This is a genomic window from Chitinophaga pollutisoli (genome assembly GCF_038396755.1).
In the GTDB taxonomy this organism is placed as follows: domain Bacteria; phylum Bacteroidota; class Bacteroidia; order Chitinophagales; family Chitinophagaceae; genus Chitinophaga; species Chitinophaga pollutisoli.
In genome coordinates this window covers 5,742,718-5,760,389 of the sequence record NZ_CP149822.1, presented here as the reverse complement: position 1 = coordinate 5,760,389, position 17,672 = coordinate 5,742,718, and the positions used below count along the sequence as shown (strand labels likewise).

Below are 17,672 nucleotides of genomic sequence, written 5' to 3'. Positions count from 1 at the left end.
ACAAATCAGCATTTTATCTCACCTGAAATCTTCCTGCCAACGCCAGAAGGCCCCGGACCGCCCGTTTTTTCCGGCGAAATGCCCGATGGCGGGAAATATAGATGAGCGGTAACAGCGACTGCTCCCTGAAGCGCATTTTACGCCAGGGAGCAGCTGATTTCGGGCTATTTTTCAGCCAGCCGCGCACGGCCGCATCTATCCCCGCAGTACTTTGATCATCGCGGCCAGTTCTTCATTGGCCAATCCTTTATCCGCCGCTTCCCGGAACGCGCCGGCTACATACCGCGGGAATTTATCATGAATCCCCGATTCCTGCGCCTGCCGGAGGATGCGCGCGGTAGCATCCACTGAAATGCTCATGGGGCTTTCGCTTTTTTCGAAACGGTTTTGGTGAACGAGCTGCCCTTCCAGTTGAATGAATTCGCCGAATGTGCCCAGGATGCCCGACAGCAGCGCGGCGTATTTGTCGACCGGGAATCCCGCGTGCTCCATGATCCGCGCGCCGTGGAAGAAGCCCATCATCGTGCCGTAAATTCCCGACAGCGTGGCCAGGTCCACCGACGAGGCAAGTCCCGCCGGGATGCCCAGCCATTCCGGCGATCCGGCGAACACCTTCAGCACCGGCAGCGCCTGGTCCCATGCCGCGTTTTTTCCGGAAAGGAACAGTGGCGTGTCTTCCCGGCCCATCTGCTGCGGTGCGGCCTGGATGGCGCCATCGAGGTACCTGGCGCCCAGCGCTTCCGCCCATTGCTCCTGTTGCTCCGCTTCGGCGGGGCTGCCGCTGGTGAGTTGCACAAGTACTTTCCCTTTCCAGCCAGATTGTTCGGTTTGGGACAGGATGGATGTTGCGGCGGCATAATCATGTACGCACATCACGATCACCTGGCCCGCGTTCACGGCGGCTCCCGGCGAATCCGCCACCGTGGCGCCCGCTTCCGCCAGCAGTGCGGATTTATCTTTGTTGCGGTTCCAGACCGTGACTTCATATCCCGCCGCGAGGAGGAGTTTGGCCAGGGTGGCGCCCATCATGCCCAGGCCCAGAACGGCCGCTGTTCTTTCGTTGTTGTTTTTCATTTTCCATTCGTTTTTGCTGGAACAAAATTGCGGGTTGGCGCGAACGCGGGCAATAACGGAGTAAAGATTCGGTAGGGATAAAAAGTTCCCTATACCGGGCTTTTCCTCATTCAGGGAAAAAACTTACATTCGGAACATGTACGAAAAGAAGATCTCCGAAAACCTGGATTGCGGCGTGAATGTGGCCAACAAGATCGTGGGCGGCAAGTGGCGCGCCTGCATCATCGACGCGATCTCACGCGGGATCCGCCGGCCCAGCGGCCTGCAGCGCGAAATACCGGAAGCTCCTTCCCGCGTAATCCAGATGCACCTGCGCGAGCTGGAAGCATTGCAGGTGATCCGCAAAGAAGCGTCAGGCGGCTTTCCGCTGAAAGCGGAGTATTTCCTTACCAGCTTCGGCGCATCCGTGCTGCCGCTCATCGCGGTGATGGACCAGTGGGGCAACCAGCATAAGGAATTCGTGAAAGAAATGGCCGCCGCCATGATGGAAACATCCGAATCATGAAAGTCGTGATCGTTCCATACGATCCCTTGTGGCCGGATGCCTTCCGCGAACATCAGCGCGCGATAGAAAACAGTCTTGGCCATTTATTCCCGGTGGTGGACCATATTGGCAGCACTTCCGTGCCCGGGCTCGCCGCCAAGCCGGTGATCGACATCCTGGTGGGGCTTGCGGCCGACGAACTGCTCGACAAAACCGTGGAACCGTTGACCCGCTGCGGTTTTACTTACTTCCGCAAATACGAACCGGGCATGCCTTACCGGCGGTTCTTCGCGCTGCTGAGCATGCCGCCCGGCGAAACGGCGCCGCCGCTCGTCGATATCGGCGACCCCTTCGTGACCGGCGGGCCAATCCCCTCGCTGGTGAACATCCACGTGATGGTGCGGCATACCTATCACTGGAAGCGGCACCTGGCGTTGCGGGATTTTCTGCGTTCCCATCCGGAGGTGGCGGAAGCGTATGCGGCGGTAAAAATCGGGTTATCAGCCCGTGAATTCGGCGACACCAATGAATACAACGCCGCCAAAGACGCTTTTGTGAAATCCGCCGAGCAACGGGCGCTGGCATGGTGGAAAGGCTGAAAACCGTTTATTGTTGTTCCCTTCCCGGCATTTGCGTAAATTGGATATCAAACCCTGCCATATGTTGCAACCCAATCTTCCCTTATCGGACGCCGATATCCGACACTTCATTACGGAAGGCTATGTTCGCCTCGATCAGGCATTCCCCCGCGACCTGGCGCTGGAGGCGCAGGAAATTCTATGGAAGGAAATGAACCTCCGGCCGGATGCGCCGCAGGGCTGGAAAGCGCCCGTCGTGTGGCTGGGCGAGCTTTCGCATGCGCCGATTGTGCAGGCGGCCAACACGCCTTTGCTGCATGCGGCTTTCGACCAGCTCGTGGGGCCCGGCAAATGGGCGCCCCGACATAGCGTTGGCACGTTTCCCGTCCGTTTTCCAGGTCACGAACCGGCGGGCGACGACGGCTGGCATGTAGACGTGAGCTTCCCCGGCCGCGAAGCCGCGCAGGATCCGGGGAATTACTTCAAATGGCGGTCTAATCTCCACTCCAAGGGCCGCGCCCTGCTGATGCTGTTCCTGTTTTCCGACGTCAGTGAAAATGATGCGCCCACGCGGCTGCGCGCCGGCTCCCACCTCGATGTGGCCCGCATGCTGCGGCCCCACGGCGACAAAGGGCTCACCGCCCTCCAGATCGCCGACCGGCTGGGTGGCACCGGGCAGCGGAAAGAAGTGCTGGCGACCGGAGAAGCCGGAACCGTCTATCTCTGCCACCCTTTCCTCGTGCATGCGGCACAGCAGCACAAGGGCACGCAGCCCAGGTTCCTCGCCCAACCCGGACTTCATCCTAAAAAACCTTTCACCCTCTTCAACCGCGAAAACAATTACACCCCCGTGGAAAGCGCTATCAGACTGGGCATCGGGCTCGATAAAGCCGGCTGAAAATAGTTGTATGGAAGAAAAGCGTGCTTGCATCCTACTGCAAAACCAGCCATGCAACGTGCTTTTTTTTCTTACTATGCCTGTCAATCTTTTCTTGCCGGCATCAAAACTACAGCACCCTTACCTAACAATATACCGCCAATTGCCGCCTGGTATGGCAGCAACCCGATCAACCGAAAATCATTTCCAACGAATTCTTTGCACCGGTAAACCGGCTGATGCTGAATGTTGTGGAATCAAAGATGGGTAAATCCCGGTATCAATCCCCTTCCGCTTGCCAGCTCGTACAAAAGCTGCCGTTGTCGTTCATCCGGAGGAATTCCCTGGGAGGGGCGCCGGTGTATAGTTTGAAATCTTTGATGAGGTGGCTTTGGTCGTGGTAACCGAATTTTTCGATGAGGAAGAACCAGTCGGGTTTCTCGTCGGGGTGCGCCAGCAACCAGTTCACCACTTCCTTGAAGCGGAGAAAGCGGATCAGTTCCTTGGGCGAATAACCGCCATATTTCCGGAAGCGCTGTTGCACGGCGCGTTCCGTGATGTCCCATTGCCCGGCAATCACCTTTACGGGATTGAGGTTGGGGTCATGCAGCGCATCGCGGCCCTGCAACAGCGGTACAGACGCGGCTTCCGGTGGCGCGACGGCGCGGAGGACGAATGACTCCGCCGCGGCGGCGCGTTCCATCGGGTCGGTATATCCGGCAAGGCGGTCGTGCATGGCTGCCAACAGCCCGGCTGTTTGCGCGAACCGCGGATCGTCAGGGGAACCTGGGTCGATGCCGTCAGGCGATATGCCAAGCAGGCGATAGAAGCCGTCGAGCACGAAAGGCAACACCAAAATATCGGTGCCGCCGGCGCGTTCGTAGGTGAGCATCCGGCGGAGGGGGCCCAGGATCATAATTTTGTCCATCATCCGCTCCGGTTCCCCTTTATTTTCGAACGTGTACCGCACCGGCGTCCCGAAACTGAAGATCAGCAGCATTTCCAGATTAGGGGAAAGATGGAATACCTCCGTAGCGGAGCATTCCGGCGACTTGATAGCGTATAGCGGCTGCAGCACGCTTTTCAGCCGTTCGTCGATTTCATATTTCTTGCCGTAGATATCCATTGCGTTCGTTTTCTTACAATTTCAGGCGGTGCGCCGGTGCTAAGTTTGCATCATCAAACCACACATCAAAAGTAAAACATTTCAATCATGGCATTACATACGCTCCTCGGCGCTAACGGCACCATCGCAAACGCCCTCCTCCCCGTTCTCCAGTCCGCCGGCCACCAGGTCCGTCTAGTTTCCCGGAACCCGCAGCCCGTGGAGGGTGTGGAATCCATCGCCGCCGATGTTTTGCACCACGACCAGGTACTGCGGGCGGTGCAGGGTTCTGACGTCGTTTACCTCCTGGTAGGCATCCAATACAATGCCGCGATATGGGAACGCGACTGGCCCCGGATCATGCGCAGCGTCATCGATGCCTGCAAAGCCTCCGGTTCCAGGCTCATCTTCTTCGACAACGCTTACATGTATGGGAAATCCGACGGAGAAATCACCGAGACCACCCCCTACCGCCCCGTGAGCCGGAAAGGCAAAGTACGCGCCGGCGTGGCCCGCATGCTCGAAGCGGAAATGCGGGCGGGCGCCATCGATGCCATCATTGCCCGCGCGGTGGATTTTTACGGGCCGGGCGTCAGCGATAAAAGCGCCGCCGGAGTGCTCGTGTTCGCCAATATGAAAAAAGGTCGAAAAGCCCAGTGGTTCATCAACGCCGATGTGCCCCGCTCCTACAACTACACACCCGATGCCGCCAGGGCTTTGTATTTGCTTTCGCAATCCGAAGAAGCCCTCGGGCAGATCTGGCACTTGCCGGCCGTGAGCCCGGCGTTGACGGGCAGGCAGTTCATTTCGCTGGCGGCGAAGGAAATGGGCGCGAAAGACGGCGTGTTCGTATTGCCCAAATGGTTGCTCAAGGTTTTCGGCTGGTTCAACCCCTTCATGCGCGAGATGTTTGAAATGCATTACCAAGACGAGTTCCCCTTCCGCTTTAATTCTTCCAGGTTCGAAAAGCATTTCCACTTCACCCCCACGCGTTACGAAGACGGCGTGAAAGCTACCGCGCAATGGTTCCTTCAGCAACCCTAACATGGTCTACAGCGATGATATTCCGGTCGCATTCCCTATCTTGGGCCACCGGACTGGCCCGGAATTGTCTTTAAATCGATCCATGATGAAGATCTACCAGGAAATGTTGCGGTTGCCGGCGAAGCACAGGGGCTTCCACCTGATCACCGACGAAGTGTTGCGCGCAATCCCCGCCATACGGCAGGTGAAAACCGGGATGCTGCAGGTGTTCATCCAGCATACTTCCGCATCGCTGACAGTAAACGAGAACGCCGACCCTACGGTGCGCGCGGACTTCGAAACCTATTTCAATAAAGCGGTTCCGGAAAACGATCCCGATTACGAACACGATTATGAAGGCTCCGACGATATGCCCGCGCATCTGAAAGCCTCGCTGCTGGGGTGCTCTGTGATGCTGCCCGTACGCAACGGCCACCCCGCGCTTGGCACCTGGCAGGGCATCTACCTCTGCGAGCACCGCGATGCCGGCGGGCCCCGGCAACTGGTCATCACCCTCTGGGGCGAATAACTTATATTTGAAGATATGCTCATCCAGCCCGCTATCAGCCTCCTCCGAGAGCAATTACTATCCGACTTCCCTTCCGGCTCTGCCCTGGCGTTTACCGAAGGGCGGCTCTACCTCACGGGCGACGACGCCCGGGAGCTCCGCATCCTCGACACGCGGTACCGTACCGCCGGTTCCGTTACGCTCTTTTCCCATCCGCAATACAGGATTCCCAAACCTGAGAAGGCCGACCTGGAATCCGCCGTGGTGATGAAGCACAAGCAGGCCGTGTACCTCGCGGCTTTCGGTTCCGCCAGCCTGGACACCCGCCGCCAGATCGTACTGGTGCCGCTCCCCCTACGCACCAGCGATCATCCCGTGATCTATTCACGGTATGCAGACGATTTCTTGGAGCACCTCGGCCAGCACCTGCATGACGTCAATATCGAAGGCGCCACGATGTTCAAAACGCGGCTCATCTTCGCCAACCGCGGCCACGAAGACAATCCGCACAACACGCTCATTTACGCCCGCCCCGATTGCTGGAACGCCATGGAGCAGGATATTCCATTTATCCAATCGCTGAAGCTCCCCGATAACAGCCGGGGATTTTGCGGCGTGTCGGACCTGTGCTATATCTCCGCCCGCGATATCCTCCTACTTACATTTACCACCGAGGCCACGACCAGTACGTACGACGACGGTATCATCGGCGACAGCTATCTCGGTATTGTCCGGGAATTCAGTAAAAAGTCGCGGCAGGAAACGTTGACGGTCGATGAAATGATCAACCTGCCGGCGGTTTCCCCTGTTTTCGCCGGGCAGAAGATCGAAGGGATTTGCCTGGAGAAAGTCAGGTCGGAGGGGTTACTGCTCCACCTCGTGGCCGACAACGACGCGGGCGACAGTCGCCTTTTCACCATCAACGCCGTACTGTAAAAGCGGCTTTGGCCGTTCCATCCGCTCATCTTACCTTTAGGGCCTCACTAAATAGGTTTTATGCGGGAAATCAATCTGTCGAATCTGCCCATCGCCGCCGCTCCCTGGAAGGAAAACGCTTCCGAAGTACTCTACCGCCTGCAACAGGTATACCCCGATATGGACATTCTCTTTTCCGCCGAACTGGAACAGCTCGCCGAAATGCGCGATGGCGACGACCAGGAAGATGCCATGGACTACGTTGGCCAGGCCCTCAGCGTTTATGGATATGCATTATACAAGATCGAATCGTTGCAGGAAGAACACTGGTATGCGATCTGTTCCACGGAACAAGAACCGCCGGAGGAAGCGGAGTACCAGGTCAGCGAGGAAGAAATGGACCAGGAAGGTATTGCGGAAGAGAGCCGCAATACTTACGGCCATCGCGAGGCCTCCCTCTGCAAGCTTTTCGGCCATGAATGGGGCGAGACATTTTAACGAAGGGTGCATACGGTCGTTTTTTGCCGCAAATCACCCCACGGCAGCCAGCTTTCGCCTGCCGGCAATTGAACACATTTCATAACAGGTAATTACCCCATAACGCATCCCGTTAACCTAAAACGCATATCAGCATGCCTATCCATGAATTGCATATTTACGGCACCCGCATCGCGGCGAATAGCGAGATCCTGGTTTCGGCCGAAGAAGTGCCCGGCCTGGAGCGCGAGGTGGCCTATCAGCTCGGCAGCGTGGAACGCGGTTCGCAGGACGCGCATATCCTTGCCCTGGAAGACCATCACGTTTTATCCCTGACGCTCGACGATGGAACGGTTTGGTTCTGCGATCCGCTGTCGCTCGAGTCCCTGTTCCCGGATATGCCGGTGCAGGAACGGAATGGAAATGTTGTTTACCGCCTTCCCTCCACGCTCCCATCCGATCTGCCGGAGCGCGGCGCGCTGCCCGACCTGGGGATTAAGCTGCTGGAGGTTTTCATCAAGAAAGAAGCCGCACCGAAAATCCGTGACCTGGCGGTCAGCCTGGAAGATAAACAAACGGACGGGCAATACGGGTTGATGTTCGTAAACGACGATTTTACTTTGCAGGAAGATCAATTCATGGATGGCGATGCCACGCCGTACCTGCTCTTTCTTCACGGCACGGCATCCAGTTTCGCTGGTGCTTTCGGCGCACTCCGCGGCACGGAAATCTGGCGAAGTTTACGGAAGATGTACGGCAACCGCATCCTCGCCTTCCAGCACCGGACGCTCACGCAATCGCCGTTGCAAAACGCTGAAATCCTGGCGGCGCTATTGCCGCAGGGCGCGGCGTTGCACCTGGTCACGCACTCGCGGGGCGGGCTCATCGGCGATATTCTCGCCCGGTATGCGGAAGAAAGCAAGCGGACAGGATTTACAAAACTTGAAAAGGAATATTTACAGAAATACGACCGCACCGGCGATCTGACAGCGATACGGGCGCTGGACGGCATTTTGCCATATAAAAAAATCAGCGTAGCCAAAACCGTGCGGGTCGCGTGTCCGGCGAGCGGCACACTGCTCGCCTCGCGCCGGCTGGATCATTTTTTCAATGTGGTGATGAACTTGCTGGGCATGGCCACCGGATTCCACCCGGCGATAGTGGCTTTTAAGGCCTTGCTGGCGGCGCTGGTCGCGGCAAAAGGCGATCCGGATTCCCTGCCCGGCCTGGAGGCGCAGCAGCCTGCTTCGCCGTTTATCCGCGCGTTGAATAATCCCGGGCCGGAAGAAACGATCGACGCACCGTTGTACGTGATTTCGGGCATCAGCCGCGCGGGCGTGAGCTGGCGCGGGCTGGCGGCGATCCTGGGAAAATTGTACTTCCGGACCGGAAACGACCTGGTGGTAGATACGGCCTCCATGCACAACGGCGCCCGCAGGGCAGCAAACCGGGTGCAATATTTCCTGGACCAGGGCGGCAATGCGAGCCATTTCAATTACTTCTCCAACAGCGGCTCCGCTTCGGCCATGCTGCTGGCATTGCAATACGACGGCAGCGGAACGGTAGCGGGATTCAATACCGGTTCGCAGATGGAAGGCGACGCCCTGCGGTCAGGGATTGCCACGGGCGGCAAGCTTACCCGCGACCAGGTTACCGGCAACAAACCGGTGGCAATACTTATACCCGGGCTTTTAGGCAGCTGGCTGCGCGAGGGGCAGGAAACGCTCTGGCCGGATTACGATGTTCTGCTGAAAGGCGGGCTCACAAGGCTTTCCATGGAGAACACGAAGATAGAAGCAGAAGCATTGCCTTCATCCGCTTATACTGAGCTGGCCGATGCGCTGTCGGACTCGCACGACGTGCTCACGTTTCCCTACGACTGGCGACGCTCGCCCGTAGATACCGGCGCATTGCTGGCGGAGAAGATCCACACCCTTCTGCAAAGACGCATCCATGTGCAAATCGTGGCCCACGGAACAGGGGGCCTGCTCGTCCGCGAACTGATATACCGGCATCCGGAAATTTGGAAAGCCCTGCGCGCCCAGGGCGCGTGCAGCGCCCTCTTGCTGGGAAGCCCCCTGGGCGGCACTTACCGCATTCCGCAATTGCTGTTTGGGGAAGACGCCGTCATGCGCCAGCTCGCCGGCCTCGACCTCTACCACTCCACCGCCGAGCTCACCGAAGTGTTCGCTGGGCTCCCGGGATTGTTGTGCCTCCTGCCCACCGCCACCACCATCGATGATTTCGCGGATGTCAAAACCTGGGAAAAACTGCGCCACGCGTTGCAAAAACCCGGATGGCCGATACCTTCGGAAAACGATCTCCGTTCCTTCGCCCAATACCGCCAGGAAGTAAGCGAAGGCATGCGGCATACCACTTACGCGGGCGTGGCATACATCGCCGGGCAAGCGCCTCCCGGCCACCTCACGCCCGACGGATATCGCGATTTGCCCGATGGCCGTATCCAGTTCACCGGCGAACCGGGCGGCGACGGCAGCTCCACCTGGGACAGCGCCATCCCGGAAGAGCTGAAGCGCCAGCAACAACAATACTACACCAGCGTTCCCTACGGCGCGCTGCCATGCGATAAACGGATATTCACCGCCATCAAGGAAATCCTCCGCAACGGGTCCACCACCCTGCTGCGCAACACGCCCCCGGAAGCCCGCGGTATCGGAGGCGCCGCGAAGCCGAAGCCGCAAAAAGCGGCCGTGGCCTTCGGCATTTCCCCCGAAAACCTCGAACGCTCCATGCTCGGCCTCCCGCAAGACACCATTTACCGCGAAGGCGCCGTCCCCATCACCATTTCCCTTAGCAACGGCGATTGCAAATTTGCGGCGCACCCGGTGCTGGTGGGGCACTTTCTGAACGACGGGCTTTTCTCCGCCGAAAAAGCCATCAACTATTTCCTGCACGGCGAACTCGCGCGTCGGCACGGACTGGGCCTGTACCCCGGCGACCCGGGCACCAGCGAACTGTTCATCGTGGAAAATCCGGCGCCCTTCAAAGGCGCCATCATCGCGGGACTCGGACGGCAAGGCGAACTGACGCCATGGCTGCTGGCGCAAACGGTGGAAAAAGCGGTACTCAAATACTTATCGGCATTCAACAGCCCGATCGCCGTGCCAGCTTCGGTAGCCACGCCAAAACGCACCGTGGGCATCAGCACACTGGCCATCGGTTGCGGGTATGGCGGTTTAAGTATCGAAAGCTCGGTGCGCGCGGTGATCACGGGCGTGCAGCATGCCAACGACAAAATCCGCGACAATTACGACAACGCTATTACGGTAGGCGAGATAGAATTTATCGAGCTTTTCCGCGACAGGGCCATGGGTTGCTTCATGGCCATCAATCATATCGACGAAGAAGAAAAGAAACAGCTGCACATCCTCTGGAAAAACCGCACCATCATAAAGCGCCCCGGCAGCAGGGAACGCATGCTGATCGACAATAACAGCGACTGGTGGACGCGCATCCAGGTGCGGCATATCGAAGACAGGGACAAAACTGACGGCGCGGGGGAATTGCGATTCACCATGTCTACCGACGCCGCGCGGGAAGAGGAGCGCATCCTGCACGTTTCCCGGAGCGGCATGCAATCGCTGCTGAACGCCATGAGCGGGCAAAACCGCTGGAATCCCCAGCTCGCCAAGTCCATGTTCGAAATGCTGATCCCTAAAGATTTTAAAGACCAGATCAAACGCCAGAGCAATATCAACTGGATCGTGGATACCCAAACGGCGGAATATCCCTGGGAACTGTTGCAGGACGCATTGACCGACACACAGCCGCTCAGTGTCAACGCCGGGATGGTACGCCAGCTGGCCACAAAGGATTACCGTATCCGCATCAATCCCGTTGTATCGCGCACTGCGCTCATCGTAGCCGATCCCGATCTGAAAGGCACTTATGGCCAATTGCCGGGCGCCCGGCACGAAGGGGCCAAAGTCCAGCAGCTCCTCGATGCGCAGGATTACAATACCTGGCCGTTGCTCAACGCGTCGGATGCAGACATCCTATCCGCGCTCTTCGCCCGCGACTACAAGATCATCCACCTCGCAGGGCATGGCGTTTTCGATCCTGAAAACTATCTCAAAAGCGGCATGCTCATCGGGGCAGAAACCTGTCTCAACACCACGCACCTCGACCAGCTGCCCACCGTTCCCGAGTTCGTGTTCGTCAACTGCTGCTTCCTCGGTGAAATGAACGGCGCCGCCGAGGCCCGCTACCAGCAACGTTATCAGCTGGCAGCCAACTTCGGCACGCAACTGATCAACAACGGCGTACGTGCAGTCATCGTAGCGGGATGGGCGGTAGACGATGCAGCGGCACTGGACTTCACCGGGCGGTTTTACAAGGAAATGTTCCAGGGGAAGAATTTTGGCGACGCCGTGAAAGCCGCGCGCAAACACATCTTTGACCTGCATGGCCACCGCACCAATACCTGGGGCGCATACCAGTGCTACGGCGATCCGTTTTACGTGATGGAACCAGGCAGCCATTCGGGCAAACCAAACGAACCGCTGCTGCTGGCCGACGATGCTGAGATTATGCTTTCCAACATGCTCAGCGCCCTCGATCTGGGCGACGGCGATGTACAAAGAACGTTGCGGCAGGTGGAAGACATTTGCCGGCAGGTGGATGAGAACAAGATCCGCACGCCCGCCATCACCGAGCTGCAGGCCTTGCTTTATGCGAGCCTCGGCCAGTTCGAGTCCGCCATCCAGCTATTCACCCAACTGCTGCAAACAGAAACGGCCAGCTTCTCCGGCGCAACGATGGAACGCTACTGCGCCGTGCGCCTGGCATCCCTCATGCAGCAATACCGCGACAACCCGGCGCAAAGCGATACCATCCTGCAGGACGTGGATCGCGTTATTGGCGATATTCTCTTCCTCCGGAAAATGGGCGCCACATCGGAAAGGTTGCACCTGCTCGGCAGCGCTTACAAACGCAAAGCGTTCCTCAGTCATGGAAAAGCGAAAAAAGCCGCTTACCGTGCTTCGGCGGATTGTTACCGGGAAGCCGCGGGCATTGCGCATAACGGGCTGAAAGCGTATAGCCTTGGATGTTACTACCTTTTACAAAACGCCCTGTCGGTGGCGGGGTCGCAAGGGCCATCGAAAGAGGCCGCCGTGGCGGAATTGCGCCAACTGCTCCTTGAGCACCGCAAATCACCGGTGGATCAGCTCGGCGGACAGGCCTACCGCCAATTGGTCACGGAAGCGCACATCCTGATGGGGTTGCACTTCCTGCAACCTTCCGCCACCAGCTACCAGGAAGCAGAAGCGGCTTACAAGACTGCACGGCAACAAGCGGCGCACCCCGTCATGAAACAGGCGGATGCGGGTTTGTTCGATTTTATTGATGATGTGTTGTCGATGGCGGGAAAAAACAGGCTCACCCGCGCCACAAACGCCCGGCAACAACTGGATCCGTTGCGTAAACTGTTCCCGTAAATCAGGCTTTTTTGGAACGCATGGCTTTTGTGTGCTGGAGTTGCGGGTCTTTGCTGAAACGATCGTATTCCGGCGTACCTTTCGCATAGATGGCGATCCGGCCCTCGGCGTCGTAGTGAATGCCCCAGCCATAGCGCTTTCCGAGCGGAGAAGCACGCAGGCAGGCACGCCCGGTCTGGAAGTATGCTTTGCGGCCGTCTTTCCGCGCCTGGCCGGCAAGGCCTTCCTTATCGGCGTATTGGTTGAAGAGGATATCGTCGGAAGTATATTTGTAGGGATGTGCCAGGATCATATCGAACTGGTACGACGCAACAGTTACTTTGCCGTTCCTGGCCCGGGGGATCTCCCCTTCCGCCACCGGACAATCGTCCGCCACTTCGATAAAGGTGTTGAAGTAATTGGTGGTTTTCATGGTGAAATGCTTTGCGTTACGGGTGACGCGGATCTTTCTTCACCCATCCGAATTTTGGAATGATAACCCGTTGGGAGGAATAGATACCGGCGTGACCGCTGAAATAATACGCCATCAGGCATGCCGCTCCGAAATATACCACATTTTCCGGGCCGAACAGTTCCACGCCCATCAGGGTACAGGCTACCGGCGTATTGGTGGCGCCGGCAAACACCGCGATGAATCCCAGCCCCGCCATCAGGTCTACCGGCACACCCGCATAGAGCGCGATAGCATTCCCCAGCGTGGCACCGATGAAGAAGAGCGGCGTCACCTCTCCCCCTTTGAACCCCATGCCCAGGGTCACCACGGTAAATGCCAGTTTCCACAACCAGCTGAACGGCTCCGCACCGCCTTCCCGGAATGCGCTAACGATTGAGACGCCATCGGCATGCGAAGCTGTAACGCCCAGCCCGAGGTAATCTTGCGTTCCGGCTATAAATACCAGGCCGATGATGATGCAACCTCCCACGAAGGGCATGAGCCAGGGCGTTGCCACGAACAGCTTGCCGGATAAGTCTTTGACGCGGTGCATGGACCAGGAGAACAGCCGGCTGGCGCATCCGAAGGCGACACCGGCCAGGAGCACCCACCCCAGAAGCTTCCCGTCAAACCCGCCGGCAAAACCGATGGCGTAATGCGTGTGTCCCGCGCCCCAAAACTGGCATACCCGGTCCGACAGGTACGCTGCGACTGCACAAGGCACTAGGGCTTTAAGGTCGCCCAGTTTGCCGATCGCCAGCACTTCCAGCGCAAACACCGTTCCTGCCACGGGCGTGCCGAAAACGGCCCCGAAACCGCCCGCAATGCCCATCATGAGAATTATCCGCATATCTCCGGCATCCAGCTTCATCCATCCCCCGATCCTGTAAGCGATACTGCCGCCCATTTGGACAGCGGTGCCCTCCCGCCCGGCGGAACCTCCGAACAGGTGTGTGATGAGCGTGGTGAATAAAACGAGGGGCGTCATACGGAGGGGAACGCCGCCGCCGGGCGCGTGAATCTCGTCTATGATGAGGTTGTTGCCCGCGGCGGAATTCTTGCCGAAACGATGGTATACCCACCAGATAAAAACCCCGGCAACCGGCAACCCGTACAACAGCCAGGGATGCGCCTGGCGCGTGACGGTCGTAAGATCCAGCAGTATCAGGAACAGCGCTACGGCCGAGCCGATAAAAAACGAAACGGCCACTGCGATGATGAGATAATACGCATAAGGAAACCGGGACCTGAATACGTCAATGGGGTCGGAAGATGGCTGTTTGTGCATACCTACAAATAGTTTTAACATCGGCCGAAGCCGTTAGTATTTGCAGGCGCCATCAGCTGCGAAGCAGCGGTTTGGGTCAGGAAGACACCATTTCCTGTTGAATGCATGCAAGGTAGGAAATATTCACTGGCTTGTCAAGCCCCGTTGCGGGGAATCAACAAGCCAGTGGAATGCCATAAGCGATGGGATCAGGAAGACATTTTTCCGAGCGCAGCGCGTACCGCTGGCGCCACGCGGGTGCCGAACAATTCAATGCAGCGAAGTACTTTTTCGGGTTCGATATACCCTTTCACCAGTTGTCCCAGGAATCGGGTGTGGCCGAAAAGTTTGTGCTGGTGGAGGATTTTGTCCGTCACTTCCTGCACGCTGCCAACGAACAGCGGCCCATCGGGCAGGCGGAGGTATTCAAACTGTTCGCGGGTGATGGGTTGCCATCCGCGGTCACGGCCCACACGGTTCATGAGTGTTTCGTAAGAAGGCCAGAACTCATCCGCCGCCTGGTCGGAATTTTCCGCTATGTACAGCTGGCTGTTGATGCCGAATTGCAGTTTCGACAGGTCGTGCCCGGCTTCTTCGGCTGCTTTTTTGTACAAGTTCATGAAAGGCACGAACTGCGAAGGGCGCCCGCCCAGGATGGCCACGATCAATGGCAGCCCCAGCTTGCCCGCCCGCACCGCCGAAGCCGGCGTGCCGCCGGCGGCAATCCAGATAGGTAACGCCGCCTGGTATGGCCGGGGATAAACGCCGCGGTTGCTCACCGGCGCACGGTATTTCCCCTTCCAGGTGAGTATCTCGTTTTCGTTGATCTCCATGAGCATTTGCAGCTTTTCGATATACAGCTGATCGTAGTCGCTCAGGCTGAAACCGAAAAGTGGAAAAGATTCGGTAAAAGAACCCCGCCCGGCCATGATCTCCGCCCGGCCGCCTGAAATGAGGTCGAGCGTGGCGAATTGCTGGAAGGTGCGCACAGGATCGGCGGAACTAAGCACGGTAACCGAGCTCGACAGGCGGATATGCTCCGTAACGGAAGCAATGCCCGCAAGGGCGACTTCCGGGGAGGAAATGATAAAATCAGGGCGGTGATGCTCGCCGAGCGCGAACACATCGAGCCCTGTTTGGTCGGCCAAACGCGCTTCCGCGATCAGTTCCTGCATGGCGAGGAAGGATGCGCGGGCGCCGCCGCTGACGCCTTCCGGCTTGATTTCTCCGAATGAGCTGATTCCTAATTCCATAGTTCCGGTTTGAACTGCAAAAATAGGTGAAACAGAAACTCCGGCGGCCACCGGTGACCTCCAGGTAAGTTGTTTAACCTAATAAAAGCCTGCCCGTCCGGTAACACCGGCGGGCAGGTACATGTAAGTTAAAATAACATTATCAAAAACGGGATGGCAGACCATGATATGAAGAAATATCCCCATATCGGACGCAAAACCTGCTGACATCCTACCGACATCCTTCGTTCATTCTTCGTTCGCGTTCGTTCGCAGTACGGGCTTGAGGGTGTTTGAACGAGGGATCGACGAAGGATTATCGAAGGATCGTCGAATCTTCCCCGGAGAGCGATCAGGTTGATGGTATTATTTTGACAACAAGCGGGAATACGAACATTTTGCGACTACTGCTGTTTGTGCTCCATGCCAACCATCCATTGAATGCCGAACTTGTCGGTCAGCATGCCAAACATCGGGCTCCAGAACGTAGGGCCCAGCGGCATGGCGACTTTCCCGCCGTCGGCGAGGCCGTCGAAAATCCTTTTGGTTTCCGCCTCATCGGCGGTTGTCAGTGAAATATTGCTGGCCGTTCCCTGCTCCACGCTCCCCCACGACGGCGGGCAATCGCTGCCCATAAGGATGTTACTGCCGACGGGCAGTGCCACGTGCATCACCAGGTCAGCGTCTTTCGGATCGAGCGGGTATTCTTCATTCGGCGGCGCGTCTTTCATCCGCATGATACCGGGTTGCGTAAATTCGCCGCCCAGCACGGATTTATAGAATTCAAACGCCTGCGCGCACTGCCCGTTGAAGTTCAGGTAAGGATTCATGTGTGCCATGAGTGTAGGTTTTATGAGGTGATAGATTGTGTTACGATATCTTCCAGGACCACCGCCGAATAATCATGTTTTCGCACCAGCGCGATCACCGCTTCCGCGTCCACCGTTCCGCTATCGCGGCAAACGCGCAGGATGCGGTCGCAGTCTTCAAGGTCGAAGTTGGCGCGGCATCCTTCCATGGCCTCCATGATGGCCGCGGTAATGCGCCGGGCGGAGGCGGTCGAATCTACGTCTGTTTTGAATACTTCTACCATCGGTGGGGAATTGATAATGCAAAAATAGCAGGCGGAGTTCAGAAAGACGGGGTGTAAAAAAGGCAAAATGCGGGGTGGATTGCGACAAAATTTTCGCTTATTTTTGAAATATGAAGCATATCTCCATCCTCATCCCGAAAGGCGCAGTAGCGCTTGGTTGTATCGACGGCTCGTTCCGCGTGTTCTCCCAGGTCAATGAATTCCTCCGGCAAACGGATGAAGACCCGCTTTTTTCCGTGCAGCTGGTGGGAATGACGGGCGACACCCAGGTTTACGACCGCCTGTTTTCCGTGAAGCCCGATGTCACCATCGCCGACGTTGCCAAAACCGACCTGATCATCATCCCCGCCGTAAATGGCGATATGGATGAAGTGATCGAAGCCAACCGTGAATTCCTGCCCTGGATCCGGCAGCAGCATGCGGGCGGCGCGGAAGTGGCGAGCCTTTGCGTGGGGGCTTTCCTGCTCGCCGCCACCGGCCTGGTCGATGGGCGCAAATGCTCCACCCACTGGCTCTCCGAAGCGCTTTTCCGCGACATGTTCCCGAAGGTGGAACTCGTGCCCGACCGCATCATTACCGATGAACAAGGCACCTATTCCAGCGGCGGCGCCAATTCCTTCTACAACCTCCTGCTGCATATCGTAGAAAAATACACCAACCGCGACCTCGCCATCCTTTGCTCCAAATATTTCGCCATCGAAATCGACCGCGGCAGCCAGAGCGCGTTTATTATGTTCAAAGGGCAAAAAGACCATCCGGACGACTCCGTCAAGGAAATCCAGTCGTATATCGAATCCAATTTCGCGGAGCGCATTACGGTAGACCAGCTCACCACGCACTTCGCCATCAGCCGCCGCAGCCTCGAAAGGCGCTTCAAGAAAGCCACCCGCAACACCGTCACCGAATACATCCAGCGGGTGAAGATCGAAGCGGCGAAAAAAGGATTCGAAACGAGCAGGAAAAATATCACCGAAGTGATGTTTGAAGTGGGATATACCGACAACAAGGCGTTCCGTACCCTGTTCAAACGCACCACTGGCCTGTCTCCCGTGGAATACCGCAAAAAGTACAACCGCAACGTTCCCATGCCGGCGCGTTACTGACCGCCACTTGATTACATAAGATATTATTGCTTAGATAAAGAACG

The 17,672-nt window shown here is 57.5% G+C and carries 16 protein-coding genes and 1 riboswitch; of the genes, 9 read left to right on the top strand and 7 right to left on the bottom strand.

Annotated elements, in window-relative coordinates:
• Positions 1-195 precede the first annotated feature (195 nt).
• Positions 196-1,128 (bottom strand): NAD(P)-binding domain-containing protein, encoded by a 933-nt coding sequence (locus tag WJU16_RS24550; RefSeq protein ID WP_341838691.1) that lies wholly within the window; start codon positions 1,126-1,128, stop codon positions 196-198.
• 82 nt (positions 1,129-1,210) lie between these two features.
• On the opposite strand from WJU16_RS24550, the gene WJU16_RS24545 reads away from it, so the two are divergent.
• The 3 genes from WJU16_RS24545 to WJU16_RS24535 all read left to right on the top strand — a co-directional run bounded on the left by WJU16_RS24545 (position 1,211) and on the right by WJU16_RS24535 (position 3,034).
• Positions 1,211-1,579, top strand: a complete 369-nt coding sequence (locus WJU16_RS24545; protein ID WP_341835996.1) for a helix-turn-helix domain-containing protein — start codon at positions 1,211-1,213, stop codon at positions 1,577-1,579.
• Positions 1,576-2,157, top strand: a complete 582-nt coding sequence (locus WJU16_RS24540; protein WP_341835995.1) for a GrpB family protein — start codon at positions 1,576-1,578, stop codon at positions 2,155-2,157. The genes WJU16_RS24545 and WJU16_RS24540 overlap by 4 nt, the downstream gene beginning before the upstream one ends.
• A gap of 61 nt (positions 2,158-2,218) precedes the next feature.
• Positions 2,219-3,034: a phytanoyl-CoA dioxygenase family protein gene (locus WJU16_RS24535; RefSeq protein ID WP_341835994.1), complete on the top strand. Its 816-nt coding sequence runs from the start codon at positions 2,219-2,221 to the stop codon at positions 3,032-3,034.
• Between the two features lie 259 nt (positions 3,035-3,293).
• On the opposite strand, the gene WJU16_RS24530 is transcribed toward WJU16_RS24535, so the two are convergent.
• Positions 3,294-4,139, bottom strand: a complete 846-nt coding sequence (locus WJU16_RS24530; protein ID WP_341835993.1) for a helix-turn-helix domain-containing protein — start codon at positions 4,137-4,139, stop codon at positions 3,294-3,296.
• Positions 4,140-4,226: 87 nt separating this feature from the next.
• Between WJU16_RS24530 and WJU16_RS24525 the strand changes: the two genes are divergently transcribed.
• The 5 genes from WJU16_RS24525 to WJU16_RS24505 all read left to right on the top strand — a co-directional run bounded on the left by WJU16_RS24525 (position 4,227) and on the right by WJU16_RS24505 (position 12,500).
• Positions 4,227-5,162: an NAD-dependent epimerase/dehydratase family protein gene (locus WJU16_RS24525; protein ID WP_341835992.1), complete on the top strand. Its 936-nt coding sequence runs from the start codon at positions 4,227-4,229 to the stop codon at positions 5,160-5,162.
• Positions 5,163-5,247: 85 nt separating this feature from the next.
• Positions 5,248-5,670: a secondary thiamine-phosphate synthase enzyme YjbQ gene (locus tag WJU16_RS24520; RefSeq protein ID WP_404980353.1), complete on the top strand. Its 423-nt coding sequence runs from the start codon at positions 5,248-5,250 to the stop codon at positions 5,668-5,670.
• A gap of 15 nt (positions 5,671-5,685) precedes the next feature.
• Positions 5,686-6,585 carry a DUF6929 family protein gene (locus tag WJU16_RS24515; protein ID WP_341835990.1) on the top strand — a complete coding sequence of 300 codons (900 nt, stop codon included), beginning with the start codon at positions 5,686-5,688 and terminating at the stop codon, positions 6,583-6,585.
• 60 nt (positions 6,586-6,645) lie between these two features.
• Positions 6,646-7,062 carry a hypothetical protein gene (locus WJU16_RS24510; protein ID WP_341835989.1) on the top strand — a complete coding sequence of 139 codons (417 nt, stop codon included), beginning with the start codon at positions 6,646-6,648 and terminating at the stop codon, positions 7,060-7,062.
• A 134-nt stretch (positions 7,063-7,196) separates the two neighbouring features.
• Entirely contained in the window at positions 7,197-12,500 is a 5,304-nt protein-coding gene (locus tag WJU16_RS24505; RefSeq protein ID WP_341835988.1) for a CHAT domain-containing protein, read from the top strand.
• Between the two features lies 1 nt (position 12,501).
• Here the strand turns inward: WJU16_RS24505 and WJU16_RS24500 are convergent, their stop codons facing one another.
• From WJU16_RS24500 to WJU16_RS24480, 5 genes are all read right to left on the bottom strand, one after another.
• Positions 12,502-12,912, bottom strand: coding sequence for a DUF6157 family protein (locus WJU16_RS24500; RefSeq protein ID WP_341835987.1), 411 nt, complete (start codon positions 12,910-12,912; stop codon positions 12,502-12,504).
• A 16-nt stretch (positions 12,913-12,928) separates the two neighbouring features.
• Complete coding sequence (locus tag WJU16_RS24495) at positions 12,929-14,221, bottom strand: voltage-gated chloride channel family protein (protein ID WP_341835986.1); 1,293 nt, start codon at positions 14,219-14,221, stop codon at positions 12,929-12,931.
• 36 nt (positions 14,222-14,257) lie between these two features.
• A riboswitch (Fluoride riboswitch) is annotated at positions 14,258-14,325 on the bottom strand.
• Positions 14,326-14,409: 84 nt separating this feature from the next.
• Positions 14,410-15,453 carry an LLM class flavin-dependent oxidoreductase gene (locus tag WJU16_RS24490; protein ID WP_341835985.1) on the bottom strand — a complete coding sequence of 348 codons (1,044 nt, stop codon included), beginning with the start codon at positions 15,451-15,453 and terminating at the stop codon, positions 14,410-14,412.
• Between the two features lie 383 nt (positions 15,454-15,836).
• Complete coding sequence (locus WJU16_RS24485) at positions 15,837-16,271, bottom strand: VOC family protein (protein WP_341835984.1); 435 nt, start codon at positions 16,269-16,271, stop codon at positions 15,837-15,839.
• Between the two features lie 11 nt (positions 16,272-16,282).
• Positions 16,283-16,525: a hypothetical protein gene (locus tag WJU16_RS24480; RefSeq protein ID WP_341835983.1), complete on the bottom strand. Its 243-nt coding sequence runs from the start codon at positions 16,523-16,525 to the stop codon at positions 16,283-16,285.
• A gap of 110 nt (positions 16,526-16,635) precedes the next feature.
• On the opposite strand from WJU16_RS24480, the gene WJU16_RS24475 reads away from it, so the two are divergent.
• The gene (locus WJU16_RS24475) at positions 16,636-17,628 is read left to right on the top strand and encodes a helix-turn-helix domain-containing protein (protein ID WP_341835982.1); all 993 of its coding nucleotides are present in this window, start codon (positions 16,636-16,638) and stop codon (positions 17,626-17,628) included.
• Positions 17,629-17,672 lie beyond the last annotated feature (44 nt).